Annotated in this window: 15 protein-coding genes and 1 pseudogene; 5 read left to right on the forward strand and 11 right to left on the reverse strand. The window is 59.5% G+C overall.

Translation table 11 applies throughout. The features are described from left to right. Positions 1-97 precede the first annotated feature (97 nt). Together DA792_RS13665 and DA792_RS22270 are read right to left on the reverse strand one after the other, a co-directional pair. Positions 98-3481, reverse strand: a complete 3384-nt coding sequence (locus tag DA792_RS13665; RefSeq protein ID WP_159075272.1) for a molybdopterin-dependent oxidoreductase — start codon at positions 3479-3481, stop codon at positions 98-100. Positions 3482-3503: 22 nt separating this feature from the next. Next, complete coding sequence (locus DA792_RS22270) at positions 3504-3842, reverse strand: hypothetical protein (RefSeq protein ID WP_159075273.1); 339 nt, start codon at positions 3840-3842, stop codon at positions 3504-3506. A gap of 537 nt (positions 3843-4379) precedes the next feature. Between DA792_RS22270 and DA792_RS13670 the strand changes: the two genes are divergently transcribed. Beyond that, positions 4380-5564, forward strand: a complete 1185-nt coding sequence (locus DA792_RS13670; protein ID WP_107720415.1) for an IS91 family transposase — start codon at positions 4380-4382, stop codon at positions 5562-5564. Between the two features lie 483 nt (positions 5565-6047). Here DA792_RS13670 and DA792_RS13680 read toward each other — a convergent pair whose 3' ends face one another. The 7 genes from DA792_RS13680 to DA792_RS13710 all read right to left on the reverse strand — a co-directional run bounded on the left by DA792_RS13680 (position 6048) and on the right by DA792_RS13710 (position 12305). Then, the gene (locus DA792_RS13680; protein WP_107720417.1) at positions 6048-7472 is read right to left on the reverse strand and encodes an NAD(P)/FAD-dependent oxidoreductase; all 1425 of its coding nucleotides are present in this window, start codon (positions 7470-7472) and stop codon (positions 6048-6050) included. Beyond that, positions 7472-7756, reverse strand: coding sequence for a (2Fe-2S)-binding protein (locus tag DA792_RS13685; protein WP_107719782.1), 285 nt, complete (start codon positions 7754-7756; stop codon positions 7472-7474). Before DA792_RS13685 ends, DA792_RS13680 begins: the two co-directional genes overlap by 1 nt. Before the next feature lie 3 nt (positions 7757-7759). Then, a complete protein-coding gene (locus DA792_RS13690) occupies positions 7760-8938 on the reverse strand; it encodes an NAD(P)/FAD-dependent oxidoreductase (RefSeq protein ID WP_107722706.1) in 1179 nt (392 codons plus the stop codon). A gap of 7 nt (positions 8939-8945) precedes the next feature. Further along, the gene (locus tag DA792_RS13695) at positions 8946-9878 is read right to left on the reverse strand and encodes a dihydrodipicolinate synthase family protein (RefSeq protein ID WP_107720418.1); all 933 of its coding nucleotides are present in this window, start codon (positions 9876-9878) and stop codon (positions 8946-8948) included. Positions 9879-10016: 138 nt separating this feature from the next. After that, positions 10017-11336 (reverse strand): Na+/H+ antiporter NhaC family protein, encoded by a 1320-nt coding sequence (locus DA792_RS13700; protein ID WP_199908063.1) that lies wholly within the window; start codon positions 11334-11336, stop codon positions 10017-10019. 84 nt (positions 11337-11420) lie between these two features. Then, on the reverse strand, positions 11421-11897 hold the full coding sequence (locus tag DA792_RS13705; protein ID WP_107720419.1) for a VOC family protein: 477 nt from the start codon (positions 11895-11897) through the stop codon (positions 11421-11423). A 12-nt stretch (positions 11898-11909) separates the two neighbouring features. Then, complete coding sequence (locus DA792_RS13710) at positions 11910-12305, reverse strand: RidA family protein (RefSeq protein ID WP_107720420.1); 396 nt, start codon at positions 12303-12305, stop codon at positions 11910-11912. Between the two features lie 229 nt (positions 12306-12534). Between DA792_RS13710 and DA792_RS13715 the strand changes: the two genes are divergently transcribed. Next, positions 12535-13455 (forward strand): LysR family transcriptional regulator, encoded by a 921-nt coding sequence (locus DA792_RS13715; RefSeq protein WP_107720421.1) that lies wholly within the window; start codon positions 12535-12537, stop codon positions 13453-13455. Positions 13456-13654: 199 nt separating this feature from the next. Then, entirely contained in the window at positions 13655-14020 is a 366-nt protein-coding gene (locus tag DA792_RS23305; protein WP_107722707.1) for a toll/interleukin-1 receptor domain-containing protein, read from the forward strand. 117 nt (positions 14021-14137) lie between these two features. Here the strand turns inward: DA792_RS23305 and DA792_RS23310 are convergent. Beyond that, positions 14138-14740 (reverse strand): annotated as a pseudogene (locus tag DA792_RS23310) (AAA family ATPase); the annotation flags it as partial. A gap of 322 nt (positions 14741-15062) precedes the next feature. Continuing rightward, on the reverse strand, positions 15063-17330 hold the full coding sequence (locus DA792_RS13730; protein WP_107720422.1) for an adenosylcobalamin-dependent ribonucleoside-diphosphate reductase: 2268 nt from the start codon (positions 17328-17330) through the stop codon (positions 15063-15065). Positions 17331-17478: 148 nt separating this feature from the next. Between DA792_RS13730 and DA792_RS13735 the strand changes: the two genes are divergently transcribed. Further along, positions 17479-17898 carry a DUF1489 family protein gene (locus DA792_RS13735; RefSeq protein ID WP_107720423.1) on the forward strand — a complete coding sequence of 140 codons (420 nt, stop codon included), beginning with the start codon at positions 17479-17481 and terminating at the stop codon, positions 17896-17898. Positions 17899-18006: 108 nt separating this feature from the next. Further along, positions 18007-18540 (forward strand): signal peptidase I, encoded by a 534-nt coding sequence (gene lepB / locus DA792_RS13740; protein WP_159075274.1) that lies wholly within the window; start codon positions 18007-18009, stop codon positions 18538-18540. Positions 18541-18542 lie beyond the last annotated feature (2 nt).

Below are 18542 nucleotides of genomic sequence, written 5' to 3' on the forward strand. Positions count from 1 at the left end.
GTCGGAACTCGGTTCATGAGATCCGGATCGTATGGAAAGAACCTTCCCCGAGCAATCGCCCGTCCGGGGTGGAGACCACACCGGTATTTCAATGCGGTTAAAGGTCCAGCGTCAGATCCCCTAGGGGTACCGACTGGCAGGTGAGACACTGATCGGTGCCAAGCTCGGACTCTGTCGCGCAATGGAAACGCCCGCTCACCACGCGCACGGCGCAGCTTTCGCACTGACCAACTTGGCAACCACTAGGCAGTGATATCCCCGCTGCGGAGGCCGCGGCCAGGATTGAGCCATCACTTGCTTCCCATTGGAAACTCTGGCCACTGCGCTCCAGTGTCACCGTGGCCGGACCGATGTCATCGGGCAGCGCAACCTCGCTCTTGAAGGCTTCGCTCAGGATGTCGGCCGCCGGCACGCCACGGGCCACAAGCACCTTGCGCATCGCCTCCATCATGCCAGCTGGCCCGCAGAGGTAGAACAGCGGTCGGCGATCCAGAAGTTCCTGATCTATTGCGGTGGAAATCGGTTCAACGCCCGAACCATGGTGCGCCCAGGGGGCCTCGGGCAGCGCGCCATCCTTCAGCCAAAGATCGAAAGACATCCTCCCCTGCCCTGCGGCCAGCGCGGCCAGTTCCTCGTGGAAAACCGCCGCTTCGACGTTGCGTGCCAGGTAGTGAAGGTGGATCGGACCTCCGCCCTCGCCGCGCCCTGCGGCCCGGAAAGCCGACAGGAACGGCGTAATGCCGATGCCCCCGGCGACGCAGACCACCGGTCGGGTGCTACTGGCCGGCACGCAAAAGCTCCCCGCTGGCGCGGTCAGCATCAGTCGGTCACCCTGCCGCAGATGGTCATGCAGGTGGCAGGAAATTGACATGCCCGCATCGGCATTCCCGCGTCGGATCGCCAGCTCCCACCGAACGGCCACAGCGCCATCGGTATTGAGCGAATAGAACCGCCGCCCCTCGACCCCAGGCACCGCGATGCCGATATGCTGACCCGGGTGGAAACACGGCAGCGCACCTCCATCCTCGGGACGCAATCCCAGACGCAGGATGTCGCCACCGACAATCTCGTGCTGGACCACAACGAAGGCACGAGATCCCTGCCAATTGCCCAGAGAGGCCGCCTCGTCCCTTTCTATCGCGCAGAAAAACTGCCGCAATGGAGGGGCACCGCTGATTGGATCGCGCATGACGTCAGAGATCACAGCATTGATATTGGAACTGTTCACCCCTGTGACCGGCAATTGCTCCGAGGCCATCGCCTCGCAGCCCTGCCACCAGCCATATTCCGCGATCGCGACCCCATCTGCCAGCAACGGATCGATCCTCACTCGCAGCCGTACGCTGCCCAGTTGCGTGCTAAGGATCACCCAATCCCCCACCATCAGCCCGTGTCGTTCGGCCAACTCCGGCCCCAGATCCACCGACGGATCAGGTGCCCGGCGGCGCAGCGACACCAGATTGCGTAGCGAGCTATGGGTGAAATAGCCGGATTTCGCCGTGGTGACCTGCACCGGATTACGCGGATCGGGCGCAGCGGGTCGCTCTGCCCGCGCGATCGACGGATATCCATGAGCATGCATCTGGGTCGAATGAAACTCGACCCGCCCGGTGGGGGTCGCAAAGCCGTGCCGACGCCCTTCGGCGTCGGATTGGGCATAGCCGCGGGACACATGTTGCAGCGGCAGCGTGATCCCTTCCGGCGTCGCGCGAAGTTTCGCGACACTCAGGTTCGAAGGCGCGAGCACACGATCCAGCGCTTCGTCCAGCGGCAAGGACCACAGCTCGCCCTCAAGTTCCAACCGCCTGGCCAGCGCGCGGGCGATCTGGTGATCGGCACGGGCGCTCCCAGGTGGAGAAAGCAGCGCCGGGCGGAACTGCACATGGCCCGCGGCACGTTCGGTAATCTCGAACCCGAGGCGGATTGTGTCATGCTCCAACGGCGCGGCCACAGGCAAAACGATGTCGGCCATCTCGGCGGTCGGGGTCATGAACTGATCGCAATGCACCTGGAATTCCAGTTGGCTAAGGGCGCGGCGGGTACGCTGCGCATCGGGCTGGCTGGTCAGAAGGTTTGACCCGAAATTGAACAGCATCCGCACACGGTTAGGTGCCTCGCCCTCAATCGACTGGCAAACGTCGCGCAGCGTGGCAAAGCCGTGACGCGGCGGCCCCAGTGGCAGCCGGTCCAGCGCCAGCGCACGGGAGCGCTGATTGGCGCTTAGAAGGGCGGGCTCCGCGATACGCATCAAGTCGAGCGTCGGCAGCCAGCGGTTACCGCCCTCGGCATCCACATCGTCGCGCAGCGCGAAAAGCGAACTGACCGCCCGGGTCGTCAGAGTGGCGTTCCCGGCCTGGGCAAACCCGGTCCAGTGGTAATAGCTCAGCCGCCCCGGTCCAGCCAGCAGATCAAAGAATGCGGAGAGTGCCGCAGGCTCGATCCCCGTGGTTGCGGCCACTTGCGGCAGATTCCAGAATTCAGCCTCTTTGCGCAGCAGTGCAAGCGCGCTGGCCACCTGCCGAGACCGGCCTGCCTTGTCGACCACGGTGCCGTCGAAGAACAAATCCGTATCCCCAGGCATCTCCGCCTCCGCCCGCGGATCAACTGCCACGACACCGTCAACCTGGCTGTATATAACAAAGCCATCGCCCTCTGGACCGGCGATCTCTGCGGCGGTCAGACGGTCGCCGCTGTCGCGATCAATCAGGAAGGCCGCATCCGTCCACTCACGCACGAAGCCGGTGGCAAAACGATCGGTCATCAGCAGGTGCCGGATCGCCCCCATGGCCAGCGCCGCATCGGTGCCGGGACGAATGCGCAGCCACAGATCCGCCTGCTCGCCGCTGCCGGCACGCTTGGGGTCGATCACGACCAGCTTGGCACCACGCCGCCGCGCCTCGGCAATCCTCTGCGCCTGGGCAAGCCAGGTGCGCGTAGGGTTCTGCCCCCAGAGAACAATGATATCGGCCTGATCGTAATCGGGCATCCCCAAGGCCTTGCCGAAGGTCAGTTCCTGTCCGTAATCCTTCTGAAAATTACAGACTTCGACTGCAGCGATCAGATTGGGCGAACCGAATTGCCAGATCAGCCGAAGAATCCAGTCCAGACTGTCGGACAGTGCCGAGCCACTTGGCGTCGTGCAGGCAAAGGCCACCGCCTCGGCGCCGTGGGCATCTCGGATGGCCGCCATGCGGCTGGTGATCTCGTCCAGTGCCTCATCCCAGCCGATCTCGACCCAACCGGGGTCGGTGCTGCCCTTCGGAGTCGTCCGGCGCAGCGGTGTCCGAAGCCGGTCAGGGTGGTGCAGAAGTTCGGGTAAGGCACGTCCCTTGGCGCACATCGCTCCGCCCGTGGGATGGTCAGGATCGGGCGCGACACCAGTCAGACGGTCGCCCTGCACCGTGTAGATGGCACCACAGCGTGACTTGCAAAGGCTGCAATAACCGCGAAGCGTGACAGATTGCGAAAGATCGGATGTCATGACATTTCTCCGGCTGTCTGGATCAGTGGGAAAGAACAAAATCGATGGGCCGGGCGGCATACGCGCCCGCCAGCGTGATACCAGCTTGCGCCGACCGGGGCCTGCAGCGGAAGATCTGCGGCATCTTTCCTGGAAGCGACGTGCCTGTTGCACCCAACAACCGCAGGCAATCATTGAACGACGGTTTGTTCCATTTGTATGTGGTCTGGGCCCGTACCAAGCCATCGACACCTAGGGAACGCGACCATTCAGCTGGCCGCCCAAGACCTGAAAGACTGAACATAGGGTCAAGTATGAAAGGGTCGGCAATCGCCAGCAGATACTTCCGCCAATTGACCCAAGAACGCTGGCGCTGTTCCATTACGTCTCCTTTTTGGCGCTCGAGCGGTTTCTTGCCGCCCGGCTGCCCTGATGTTCTGACCAACTTCACACGTCGAAGGAGTTTCCTTCAAGGCCAGCGAGAGAAGGTACATGTTGCGCCCGACGCAACATTGTAAACTATGTCGAACCTTGGCAAACCTATCTTGTCATCGACAAACGATCAGGTGAGATCCACGTTTCAAAGGATATGGAACGCTTCACAAGGCTCGAGTCTGAGGAACGGGTCACCGGTGTTGTTGGGGTGTTACCTGAACCGACTTCGGTCTTGGTCACAGGAGAGGATCAACTCTATGCGGTTAAGCAAGACTGTGCCCCCTAATCGACTGTCTCACGGGTTTGCATCGAGAGCCGTTCGGCAAACTTAAAAGCAGTCATTGGCACAAATGCAGCGAAAGCCCGCTTCGTCCCGCTCAGCAGACCTTCATCCTCAGAAAATGCTGCGCCATAGACGAATGGCTGGTCTGGTGAAGCTGCGGTGTGGCATCGGCGTGGTGAGTGAGAGGCGCCTCGGCCAAAGCTGGAGATCGCTGACATCTTTCGTGCCTATGGTCCCGCGTGGCGGCGGGCCAATGCGGGGCATGTCAGCCTGAGCCAGCTCAAAGTAATGTCGGCGATTGAAGCCTGCCGGACCGAGGCGCTCGGCGGGCATGTGGTGGGTTGCGCCAAATGCGGCCACCATCACATTGCCTACAACAGCTGCAAGAACCGGCACTGTCCCAAGTGTCAGGGATCTGCGGCGCGCGACTGGATGGAGGCGCGCGCCGAGGATCTGCTGCCCGTGGAATATTTCCACGTGGTCTTCACCCTGCCAGCCGAGATCGCGCAGATCGCCTATTGGAACAAGAAGGCGGTCTACGGACTGCTGTTCAAGGCATCCGCCGAAACGGTGTCGACCATTGCGGCCGATCCGAAGCGCATGGGTGCCCGGGTGGGCATGACCAGCGTGCTCCACACTTGGGGATCAGCGCTGACGCATCATCCCCACATCCACATGATTGTCCCGGGCGGCGGCCTGTCACCCGATGGCGCAAGGTGGACCGCCTGCCGCCCTGGGTTCTTCCTGCATGTGAGGGTGCTGTCGCGACTGTTTCGACGCCTGTTTCTGGACGGGCTGAGGGATCTGCATCGCGACGGGAAACTGGTCTTCTTTGGTGCTCTCGAACGGCTGGCGCAGGCTGATGCCTTCGCGCAGTGGCTCGCCCCGTTCCACAAATCCGAATGGGTGGTCTACGCCAAGCCGCCCTTCGGGGGACCCGAGGCCGTGCTGGCCTATCTCAGCCGCTATACCCACCGGGTGGCGATCTCGAACACCCGCCTGGTCAGCGCCGATGCCGATACCGTGGCGTTCCGCTGGAAGGATTACCGTATCAAATCCGGCGATCACCAAAAGGTCATGCGGCTGGCAACGCCGGAGTTCATTCGTCGCTTCCTGATCCATGTCCTGCCTGACGGGTTCCACCGCATCAGGTACTACGGCCTGCTGGCCAGTTCGACCCGCAAGGCAAACATCACGAAGATCCGCGCATTGCTCTGCGTCCAGCGCCCCGAACAGACCCCCGCGTCAGAACCCGACGCCGAGATCGTCTCACTCACCCTGCGCGAACCATGCCCCTGTTGCGGCGGCCCCATGCGCATCATCGAGATCTTTCGCCGCGGGCAAAAGCCGATGTCGCGCGCGCCACCACGGGAGCAGGCCACATGACACACCACCTGTCAGATGCCACAGACCACCACCGGCTGCCCACCGCAGACCCGGTCACGACAGGCTGCGCCCATCCTCCTTCGCGCGAAACACAATAGCTCTCACGCCAAATCGCTCAGCGTTTCCGGGCTCGTCAAGCGCGTTTGCTCCCGTCTCAGGCACTATGCGCTCCTTCAGCAGCACCCCTGACGCAGTCGTCGCCCCGACCGTCCTCGCACTTTCCCCATAGCCTGATCCAAGACCCCCGCGGCTTCCTCCTTCCGAGGTTTGTCAACGTGGGACCCCAGCTCTTGGCCGCCAATGTCGTGCCGCGGCCCACATCGAAAAACCTTCAGGATTGCGGAAGTTCGCTGCGCCCACACTAACGGCAGCAATTGCGCAGGAAGCGCTCTTTGCATCGTGATGCTATCGGTCTGCTCAAAACGGACGTCTGAGGCGGTTAGTATAGGTCGCTCCGCGTCTTCCAGTCCTAAAACTTGAATCTTATTCTTCTCCAATATCGCGATAATCCTGAAGTGGAACGGGCTTCACCGGCAAATGCGCATTGAAATATCCCGAAGCCTCGATCGACGCCTTTCGCACCTCGGCAACACGCGCAGCAACCGTTGCCTCGCAATAGCGCCCCTGACAGGGCCCCATGCCGCTGCGGCATTCCAGTTTCACGGCGCTTGCCGATTGAATGAAAGGGTTGTTTTGCAGTGTTTTTTCGATTTTCCCGTTGCGGATGGTCTCGCACCGGCAGATCACAGTCTCCTCCTGTCGAGACAATTCGGCCAACGCAGCGCGGCGCGGCGCGAACATCGCTTGCATCACGCCCGCGAAGCGCGCGGAGCCGGTGAGACGTCGTCTGGCCTGTGCAAGCGCAACAGGGGGGATGGTCGCACCAAGCGACGCCGCAATCGCCAGCCCCGCCATATGGCCCTCAGCCCAGGCCCGCTCGGCTCCGGCCACGCCTGTCGGCTCCCCCGCTACGAAGACGTCAGGCGCGGAACTTTGGAAGCCCGTATCATGCGAAACAGTCCAGCCGCCCCCCACCGAATTCCAGATGAGATCACAGCCAACTTGTCGGGCAAGTTCTGTTGAAGGCGTGAAACCATAGCCGAGGACCAAGACATCGGCCTCGACCGTGTGATTTATACCCGTTTTCTTCCAATCTCTATCGACCTGAGAAAGGCGCACGTCCAACATGTTGTCCTTGCTCACCGCTTCGCTCACCACCGTGCGGCGCGAGATGGGAACGCGATGACGCGCGATTTTCGCGAGAGCTCGCAATCCCTCGGAGAAGATGGAGACATGGCCCGGAATCGCCGGCAGACTCCGAACCATCTCGACCAACCCGGGCATGTCGCGCGCCAATGCGATTTCCACGATCTCTGCCCCCGCATCAAGGAGCTGCCCGGCGAGAATGAGCTGGATCGGATGGGACCCGACGAGAACGATCCGCTTTCCCGCCAAAACCTTCTGGCTTTTCAACAGCGACTGTACCGCGCCTGCGGTCATCACACCGGGCAGTGTCCAGCCGGGAAACGCGACCGGCATGTCATAGGCCCCTGTGGCCAACAACAGACGCCGCGATGTGATCCTTTGCCCGCCGACAGGGGTACTGACGGCAACATCAAAAACTGCATGCTCCGATCTGTCTCGGTCGCGCAACACACCAAAGACGGTCGATCTGAAATGGGTCTTGATCCCCGGATGATCTTCGAAACGCTCAATCAGATCACGCGCCCAAGTGTACGGACGGTAGGTGCCGTGCCGCTCCCCCCACGCCTCAGGAGGGCGGCGGAATATCTGACCTCCGGCACGCGCTTGTTCATCCACCACCACGACAGAAAATCCGGCCTCCGCCACCGCGAGAGCCGCAGCCATGCCGGCTGGACCTGCGCCCACTATCGCCAAGTCGTGCATCACTTGCCCTCCTGCCGGTTTACCTGCATTCCCTCGCGCACATCGGTTAGGCAAGCGCGCACGAGGAACCGACCATCGACGCAAACGGCACAGTCGAAACAGGTGCCCATGTTGCAAAACGGCAGTCGCGGCTCGCCCGTCCTCGTCAGAGAGAACGCGGCAACACCGGCGGCCAACAGGGCCGTTGCCAGCGTCTCGCCCTCAAAGGCCGTCACGGTTTCACCTTCGAATGTAAACTTTAGTTCACGCCCGCGCTTTGTCTCAAGTCGCTGTGCTTTGGACATACCTTACTTCCTCCCGTAGCGCGCCGGATCGAAGGCCTTCAAATCGGTGTCAGGTTGCTGGCCCGAGATCAGAGCGGCAAGCACTTGCGCAAAGCTCGGCCCCAAGGTGAACGCCGAACCACCCGTTGCCACGAAGGCACCAGGCTGGCCTGGCACCGGCCCGACAAGCGGTAGTTGGTCCGGCGTCACCGTCGTGGTGCCGACCCAACTGCGGATCGCAGGGATCGCCGCCAGATCGGGAAGGACACGGATCGCCATTTCGGCGTTGCCGGACAAGGATCTCGCCAACAGCTCTGGCTTGGCCTCAAAATTCGGCTCTCCATCTTGATTTCTGATCAGGCGCGCAGGCCAGCCGCCACCAATCAGAATATTGCCGTCCAGCGCCTGTTTGAGGGACAGGCGACCACCGGCATGTTGCACCAGATGCGGGATCAGTTTCGGCACGCGCTGCGTCACGGTCATCATAAGTGCCAAAGGGATTGTCGGCAGATGCGCGCCCATCATCTGCCCTATGCGTGTCGTCCAGACGCCCGCAGCAATCACGACGCTTTCGGCGGAAACCGTCGTTGCGCCCGCAGCCGATGTCACGGCCACATGCCAGCGTCCAGCTTGACGGGAGAGCCCGGTCACTTCGGTTCGGGTCTCAATCTCGGCCCCAGCCTGCAACGCGGCGCGCGCCAAGGCCGGACCCGCGGTGCGCGCATCAGCCTTGCCTTCGGTCGGGCAATAGGCCGCCGCGGCCACACGATCCGACAGATAGGGGGCAAGCCGGTCGATCTCCGCGCGGTCGATCATCTGGTTATCGAGCCCCCAACTGCGCTCGATTTCGGTTTTCTTCTCCAGCAGTTCGACTTGATGTGCATCTTCTGCAATCATCAGACCGCCGGTCTGCTTGACCTCGATCTCCTGCCCACACAGGCCCGGCAAGTCGGACCAGAGTCTGGCAGCGTCCAGATGCAAAGGCATCGCTTCTGCCGCTGTACGAGCGGCTTCGATGCCGCGTTCGATCATACGATATTCAAGTTGGAAATGAAGGCTCCCGGCATTGCTGCCGGAAGCGTGTTGATTGATCTGGTCGCGTTCGACCAGCAGGACCTGTCCCCCGTCACGCGCAATCATCCAAGCGGTGGCGCAACCCAGTAGACCGCCGCCAATGACAATTGTATCGTAGCTACGGGTCATGGCCTGATCAGCCCAGAGGCTGGGTTTCAATTCCCAGCTTGTGAAGCGTTGCTTCGACCCGCGCGACCTCGTCAGCGGAAAGTTCCATGAGGGGATCGCGCACGAAGCCCGCCGGAACACCACGCAGACGCAGGGCCGTTTTCATGATCGCCTGTTGGTTTCCAAATTGGACGCCATAATCAGGCCGGAACCAGTCCGTCATAACAACCCTGTCCCTTTCGCCCAACTCGATCGCGCGCGCGCGATCTCCATCTGCAATGGCGCGCCAAAAATCCGGATGATCCGCACCCAACACACCGCCAGACCCCATCAGGCCGTCTCCGTGCCCGAGAAGCGCCAGATCAGCGCCAAGTTCGCTGGTGGGCAGGCCGAAATAGCGCACTCGGCCTTCCAAGCGATACAGACCAGATAGGAACTCAGCAAAGTTGCCCGTCGAATTCTTGATCGCAACAACATTGTCGATATCCGCCAGTTCGTCCAGCAGATCCGCATCCATGTCGACAATGCACCCCCTGGGCCAGTTGTACACGGTCATCGCAATATTGGACGCATCTGAAACGGTGCGGTAAAAATTCACGATCTCACGTCGGTTCGGCACAACGTAAGGTGGCGGCGTGAGCAGGATACCGTCAAGCCCGGCCTCTTCCGCCGCATGCGCGTGCGTGATCGCCTCAGCGGCGGTGTAGGCATTGCAGGCACCGATCACCCAAAGCCCCGCCTTGCGGTAGCGCACCCCGGCCTGAAAGAGCAGCGCGCGTTCCAAAGCGCTCATACTGAACCATTCGCCACTCGTGCCTGCAAGGATGACACCATGCATGCGCTCAGAGGTCAGCCATTCCATCTGCCCATCGAAGGCGTCAAGATCGAGACGTCCTTTGCGGTCAAACGGGGTGGTGATGGCCGGGATATAGCCGGTCCAATCGACGGAATTACGGTCCATGGGAAATCCTTTCGGTGCCTGCGTTTTCAGGTCATTATTGAGTCGTGTTGGCCGAACCGTCGGCCCCCTCAAAGCGGCGGCCCCAGCCGGTGAGAACGGCCATGATCATTACCACGGTCAAGACCAGTGGGTAAATCGTCATCGGGAAAAGCGCGAAGGTTGATTGCGCGGGGCATTGTCATAACCCGAGGTCAGAAGCGCGCCGATGAACAGGTATGCGCTCAGGACGGGGACGACCGACGCAAGCCCGAGGGCGAAGCAATCCATAACGTTGGCCCGCCGGTACGGATGCAGACCGACGCGCGCGCCCAGTTCGTCTGCGATCGGACCAAAGGTTAGCATTGAAGCGGAGTTTACCCCTCCGAACAACAGCGTGGTTGCGGAAACTCCGATGCCGATGGCAATTTCAACACCGCGTGGCGTCGATGCAAGACTGCCAGTGGTCAGTTTTGTTACGATCATTTCCATGATCCCGGCACCACGCAGCACGCCCATGATCCCAAAGACGGAGATCACCAGAGCAACTGTGCCCAGCATCCCGGACACACCGGAATACAGAAAACCGGAAGGCGCGCCGTCCGAAACACCAACAATATCGCTCACATGCAGGAGACCGGACGCAAGCCCCGTCAGAGAGCCGAGAACCAGACCGACCGTGACGGCGAGGAAAATATCGCGGGAGATCATCGCAACGATCAGCATGATCGCAACCGGGATCAGCATCAGCAGCGGCAGCGGCGAGGCGGCTGCGGAGAATTCGGCAATCCCAGTGTCTTGCGCCGTCGACATGCCCACCACCAGGAAGAAAACAGCGGAGATCACGGCTGCAAGCAGCGCATAACGTGCCCGGTGTTCGACGACACCACCCACGTCGGCCACCTCATCTCTCGAACGGAAACGCTGGCTCGAAGACGAGATGATGGTCGTGTCCGAAATCGGGGCAAGGTTGTCGCCGAGAATGGCTGCGGACAGGATCGCGCCAGCTAGCGGGCCCGGTGCCGCACCAATGTCGATGCCCGCCGCGTAGAAGATGGGGAAGGCAGTGAACATCGTGCCGATCGACGACCCGGTAGCCATCGAGATCAGACTCACCGCGATGAAAACGAACATGGTGTAGTAGCCGGTATCGAGACCGACTTCCTGCGCCAGCCAGACGAAGCCGGAGGCGACGCCCGTTGCCTTGATCAGGGCCGAAATCATGCCGACCATGAAGAGGATAACGACGATGGCAACCGCGCTTTCGCCGCTGATGCCTTTCATGGCCTGCGCCCAGTATTCCTTGTAGGTCTTCGCGAAAACTGCGCCGATCAACAGGGACACGAAGCCCCCCATTGCCAGTGCAGTCATATCGAAGGCCTTGAAGACGACGAAATAGAGGAAACAGGAAATGAGGAACAAAACGGGTGGCAGAAACGCCATGCCCAGTCCACCTCGGAACTGAAGAGTGGGTTGGTTCATAACGAACCTCCTTGTTGGTTATGTCTTTTTACGCCGGTCTTTGTTTTTGTGCAGTGCCTTCCGGCGAAAGGCGAAAGATGTTGTTCAGGCTTCGTATCCCGGGAGGCACAAGCCGCTTTGCGGATCTGTGATCTGTTGCAATTCGACAAAATTCCCATCGGGGTCCTGACAGTAGCAAACGCGCATTGGGCCGACGTCGAAAGGTTCCGAGTTGAAGGTGACCCCGGAGGCGCTGAGCCGAGCGTGATCGGCCTTCACGTCGTCACTGTCGAAACAGATATGGGCGATGCCTTTGTTCGACAGGGCGGGCGTGTCGCTGCGCGCCGATAGAGGCAGCGTGTATTCGAAGATTTCCAGATAGGCGTTGCCGGCTTTCAACAGCGCCGAGCGCGCGGTGGAGCCAGTCACGCCGGTGATGTTGCCTGCCAGTTCGGACAGGTCGCTTCCTGTTTCCCAGCCGAATGACGAGATAACCTCAAACCCCAGCAAGTCACTATAGAAGGGCAATAAAGCGTCGAGGTCGTCGGTGGTCAGGCTCGGGTGATGGATTCCACGGATCATATCAGGTCCTCCTCAAGCACAGGCGGTGGCTTCGATCTCGACCATAAGATCGGGCGAGAACAGACGAGTTGTACCGACCAGCGTGCTGGCCGGGCGATGTCCCACGGCCACGAACGGGCCGATCAGCGATCCCCAATTCTCCAGTGTGGCGTCCATGTCGGTTGTGAAAATGCGGATCCCCTGCACGTTGGCATAGGTCATTCCGGCTTGTTTCAGCACTTCGCCCAGATTGGCGACGGCAAGGGACAATTGCGCAGCCATATCGCCGGGATGCTGAGGAGCGCCGGAAGCATTCGTGGCGCATTGGCCGGACAACGTTAGAATACGGCTTGCCTCGGTCACTTCGCGGCCATGGGCAAATCCGAAGCCATCTTGCCAGTTCCAAGGGTTGATTTCGCGGGTTTCCATTAGGTGTCCTCTCTGTGGTTTTGTATGTGGTATGTCTGCCGGTCTGACGCCGGCTTGCCGCACTGTTCGCCCCGATTTTTCAGGAACGACGCGACGATAATAACCATTACATCCGAGAGAGATGTTGCAATCAATGACGGAACTTTGTGATAATAGTTGCGTTATTAGCAACGTATTTATAATTACTTCAGCATACTAATATAAGCCACCTCTCGACCGACCGGATGAAATGAAAGTCAACGATCACCGAATCCATTTCCTATACGAAGCCTGGCGCAGCGGTTCGATGCGTGCAGCAGCGGATTTGCTGGAGATTGCTCCCTCTTCGGTCAGTCGACAAATCGCCCAGCTCGAAACGGAAATCGGAACCCCTTTGATCGAACATGGCCGTCGCGAGATCAGCCTGACCGACGCGGGCCACGCAGTCATTGACTACTACCGTGCCCGTCAAACTGGCTTGGAACTGTTGGAGGGGCAGCTTCTCGAAATTTCGACGGCGCGAACAGGTCATGTCGAGATCGCCATTGGCGAAGGGTTCCTCGGGCCTGCGCTTTACGACACGCTGGATGACTTCATGGACGACTATTCCGGGATCAGTCTGACAGTCAGTGTCACAGACACCACAAAAATGATGCGCCTTCTACTTGAGGATGAGGTGCATTTCGGCGTCGGCTTTCATCCCGTCTCGCATCCGCAGATCGTCTCGCGCTATCGCGCAACTGTTCCGTTGATGGCAATCATGAACACGGAGCACAGCTTGTCGCAGCGCCGTAGCATGACAATGGAAGAGCTTTGCGCCGAACCGCTCGCGCTGATGGGGCCGAATTTCCGTATACGCCAGATGATTGACGAGGCAGCGATCAACAACGGCCTCATGATCTCACCGGTCGTCACGAGCAATTCGATCGCTCTGCTCGCACGCATGGCACTTGCAGATCGCGCGATCACTGTCTTGCCAGCTTTCAGCGTCAGCGCGGAACTTGCCAGCGGGCAACTCTCTGCAGTTTCTATTCAGACGCCTCAACTCCAATCCGTATACGTCCACCTCCTTGCTCGCCGTAACAGGCGCTTCCCAGCGCATCTCAGCGAACTGGCCGACCAAATTCGCAAACGTTTGCTTCCTTCAGCGCTGTCGTCTTCCAACGAATGACTTGCACGATCAATTCACGGGCACGGTCACAACGAAAGGCGTTGAGGTTAAGGTCAGTGCCACAATCTCTGGAAGATTGACCGGTATCGGGCTGCCTCAAGGCTTTCGCTGCGGCTGGTGCGAATGTCGCGTATCCGTTGCAGACACATGAGATGCAGCAAGTATGGTGGGGCGGTAGATGGTAAACCAATCGACAATCATGAATTACAGGGCGGAACCATCGTTCCAAGACCGAAGCCGTGTGATCAACGAAGCCCTGGAAAAGAACCGCCAAACCGCCTTTCTGTCACACAGCCACAAGGACTATGAACTCGTCAGGTGGGTTCAGGCATTTTTGCGAGATAATGGCTGGAATGTGTACGTCGACTGGCAGGATGAAAGCATGCCTACGAGCACCAACCGCGAGACTGCAAGGAAGATTAAGGATAAGATTCGGAGATTGGATTGGTTCCTTTTTCTGGCCACCCAGAACTCGATGGTAAGCAGATGGTGCCCTTGGGAGATCGGGTATGCAGACGGCGTAAAGCCAATATCCAGCATCATCGTGACCAGTGGCGCGCGGTAGACCTTTCGAGCAGCGGCAGCAGCCCCTCATCCAGAGAATAGCGTTGACCGCCAGTCGACTGGACACCCCAGCCTTCTCGATCTCGTCGATCACGATCACAGGATTGGCAATTTGAGACGCCATGATCCCTTCCAGAACCTTACCCGGGCTCGCCGATCCCCAGCCTCGTTGAGACCCCGTCACAGCAAATGGCGCAGGCTCCCCTGTGGCTTCGATGATTGTCGTTGGAACGGAGAGCAGATCCCCCAGCAGGCGGGCAAAGTGGCTTTTCCCGATCCCTGGCGGACCAACGAGGAGCATCGGCCTCAGACGGGGCGCAGGATCGCCATTGCGGACCGAAGCCCGCATATCCTGCCAGAGCCGGTCGGTGGCAGGTGCCATCCACGGCATGGCGGTATGAATGGCGCTGGCGATCTCGTCGGCGCGATGCTCGGTCTCGACCGGCATAAGCATTGCACCCTTCCGGAAGACCTCGAGCCGCGCACGGTCTTTTCTGTCGAGGTGCGCCAACCCGGAATGGTTCGCGACCGTGCGGAGATATTTTTGCGTCCGGCGCTCTATCTTTGCGCGGTCCTCTTCCGACAAGCCCAACTCATCGGGAGGATTCTCCATGTTCTCCCTGTACCGCCGCAGGAAACGTTTCAGGCGCGTGTTGAGCTCGAATTCAGTCGGCAGGTCTTCGGGAAGGAACCTGACATCGGCAAACGGTATTCGGGGCATTGGATGTCCTCTCTGAGCCGGCGCGCCATTCGATTGGCGACCAACATTTGGCAGCGCGGGGCTGCCAGGGGTTTCAGTCAGAGGATCCGGATCCTTGAGAACGTTATGAGAACATGGCGCCGGCCGGGTCAACCTGGGCGCCAAGGAGACCGCCCGGAACGCAAGAATGCCGGACCTCTCGGACCGGCATTCTTCAGATCAAGCATTATCAAAGACTTAGCTTCCAGTGGTCATTTTATACCCAGCAAGAGTCCGTTTTTTTAGCCGGAATGTCCCTCAATTGCCCGCCGAAACAGGTCTCACAAAAAGGCATCAATTCCCCTCAGCCGCATTTGGAATAGCCGCAGGAGCCGCAGGTCATGCAGCCTTCGACCATGCGCATGTCGTATTGGCCGCAGGACGAACAGGCTTTGCCACGCGGCTTTTGACCGATGACGGCGACTTCGGCTTGCGGGTCGGCCTTCAAGCCCATGCCTTCGCCTTCGATGAACCCGGTCTCCACCAGATGCGTTTCGATCACGCCGCCAATCGCCGCCAAGATTGAGGGGATGTATTTGCCCTTCATCCATGCACCACCGCGCGGATCAAACACGGCTTTGAGTTCTTCGACCACGAAAGACACATCGCCACCGCGCCGGAACACCGCCGAAATCATCCGCGTCAGCGCCACGGTCCAGGCGAAATGTTCCATGTTCTTGGAGTTGATGAAAATCTCAAACGGGCGGCGATGACCGCCATGGACGATGTCATTGATGGTGACATAAATCGCATGCTCAGAATCCGGCCATTTCAGTTTATATGTATTGCCTTCAAGCTGTTGCGGACGATCAAGCGGCTCGGACAGATAGACGACTTCGGCACCTTCATCCGACTCCGGCGTCGCTTCCGAGGTCTCGGACACGCTCAAAACCGAGCCTGTCACATCATTCGGGCGATAGGTGGTGCAGCCCTTACAGCCGCTGTCCCACGCCGCCATATAGACCTCTTTGAAATCGTCAAAAGAGATGTCTTCCGGGCAGTTGATGGTTTTGGAGATTGAGCTGTCGACCCATTTCTGGGCCGCAGCTTGCATCCGCACGTGATCGAGCGGCGCGAGCGTTTGAGCGTTGACGAAATATTCGGGCAACTCCGCATCCGCGCCGAATGTGTCGCGGTACATTTTGACGGCGTAATCGACCACTTCTTCTTCGGTGCGCGACCCATCTTTTTGCAAGACTTTGCGGGTGTAGGCATAGGCGAACACCGGCTCGATCCCCGACGAGACGTTGCCCGCATAGAGCGAAATCGTCCCGGTCGGCGCGATCGAGGTCAGCAACGCATTGCGAATGCCGTTCTCACGGATCGCGTCTTTGACGTCCTGATCCATATCCTTAAGCGACCCGGAGGCGAGGTACTTATCCGCATCAAACAGCGGGAACGCCCCTTTTTCCTTGGCCAAGCCAGCCGAAGCCAGATAGGCGGCGCGGGCAATCATCTTGAGCCATTTCTCACAGGTCGCGGCGGCCTCTTCGGAACCATAGCGTTGACCGATCATCAACAAAGCGTCGGCAAGCCCGGTGACACCAAGGCCGATCCGGCGTTTGGCGGCGGCTTCCTGGGCTTGTTGTTCAAGCGGGAAGCGCGAGGCATCGACCACGTTGTCCATCATCCGCACGGCGGTGGCGACCAGATCAGACAGCTTTGCCTCATCCATCTCCGCGCCCGGCGCAAACGGGTTTGCGACCAAAGTGGCCAAGTTGATCGAGCCCAAAAGGCAGGCGCCATAAGGCGGCAAAGGTTGCTCGCCACAGGGGTTGGTCGCGGCGATGGTCTCGACGTAATTCAGGTTGTTGAGCTTGTTGATCCGGTCGATGAAAATCACACCCGGCTCGGCATAGTCATAGGTGCCCTTCATGATCTTGTTCCAAAGATCCCGCGCCTCAACCGTGTGATAGACCTTGCCACCGAATTTCAGATCCCAGGAGCCATCGGCCTTAACCGCTTCCATGAAATCATCGGTGATCAAAACCGAAAGGTTGAACATGCGCAACCGCGCGGCATCTTGTTTGGCCTCGATGAAATTCTCGATATCGGGGTGATCGCAGCGCATCGTCGCCATCATCGCGCCACGACGCGAGCCGGCCGACATGATCGTGCGGCACATCGCATCCCACACATCCATAAAGGACAACGGACCAGACGCATCCGCCGCCACGCCCATCACATCCGCGCCTTTGGGGCGAATGGTGGAGAAATCATAGCCGATGCCGCCGCCTTGCTGCATGGTCAAAGCCGCCTCTTTGAGCATGTCGAAAATGCCGCCCATGCTGTCGGGAATCGTCCCCATGACGAAACAGTTGAACAGGGTCACGGTGCGGCCCGTGCCAGCCCCTGCCAAAATCCGGCCTGCGGGCAGGAATTTGAAATCCTCAAGCGCGCTGTAGAACTTTTCTTCCCACGCCGCGCTGTCTTTTTCGACAGAGGCCAGCGATCGTGCAACGCGACGCCAACTGTCTTCGACGGTCAGATCAACCGCTTTTCCGCCCGCCTCTTTCAGGCGATATTTCATATCCCAAATTTGTTCGGCGATGGGGGCGGCAAAACGTGTCATGTGCAAGGGTCCGATTTTGTTCGAGTCAGCGGTTTAGACGGCGGGATGTATCGTGCTATAGGTCCAAGATCAACGCGCAAGGCGCGAAAATGTCGCTTGAATATTTGCTGTGCAGATCTAGTTTGGACACCACACATAGGGGTAGATGATGTCCAACCACATAAATCTAGTAAAACTTTGCGTGGGTGTCGACAGTTTTGATCAGCTCCAGGCCTATATTGACGCCGCCCCCGGTGAGGCCCGCGGCCATGTCACGCGGATGTGGCCGAAACAAGAGGACGCCCTTTTGAATGGCGGGTCTCTGTATTGGGTCATTAAGGGCGTGATTCAGGCCCGTCAGCGCATCACAGCCCTTGAGGAAGTGATCGGCGCAGATGGCGTGCGGCGCTGTCGCATCGTCTTGGCCAAGCCTTTGATCCGAACCCAAAATGCCACCCGCCGCCCGTTCCAAGGCTGGCGCTACCTCAAACCCGAAGACGCCCCCGCAGACCTGCCCAAGGGCCGCGAAAGCGAACAGGAATTGCCGCCAGAACTGGCGCAAACCTTGGCCGAGATTGGATTGATTTGACACATGTCTTTACGGCGTCTGCTCATTTTAGCGTCCCTTTTTATCACCACATCCACCGCCGCTCAGGCCAGCTGTCTCTGTTTGAAATGTGCCTTTGGCGGTCACGAAATGTTTCGTATTTCCTCCTCTGCGATGCTCCCGACCTTGCCCATAGGCGCCTGTCCCATCGCAACCCATTATGGCACCACCCTGATGCCAGAGCGTGGGCAAATGATTGTTTTCAAGAACACGCGCAGCCAATCGGCATTTGTGTTTCGCCTCATCGGCCTTGCGGGCGACAGGATTGCGCTAGAGGACGGCGTGGTCATCCTGAATGGCGCGCCTCTGCCGCAGGAAGCGGATGAAATCTTCCTAATTTCAGAGGAAAATGCGGCACACTACGCCCGCAGTGTCTGTGGCGGCCAAGCCAGTTGTGAGGTGCCGCTGTTGCGCGAGACCCTCCCGGATGGCACCAGCTACCAGATTTTGGAGACGGGCGAGAGCCGTTTTGACACCATGGCTGAGGTCACGGTCCCGAAAGGACATGTGTTTGTATTGGGCGATTCGCGGAACAACGCAGCAGACAGCCGCCTGCCCCAAGACATAGGCGGTCGCGGATTTGTCCCGGTAGAGAATTTGATCGGCGTGTTTGAGGCCAATTGAAC

Source organism: Celeribacter baekdonensis, from assembly GCF_003047105.1.
Classification (GTDB): Bacteria; Pseudomonadota; Alphaproteobacteria; order Rhodobacterales; family Rhodobacteraceae; genus Celeribacter; species Celeribacter baekdonensis_B.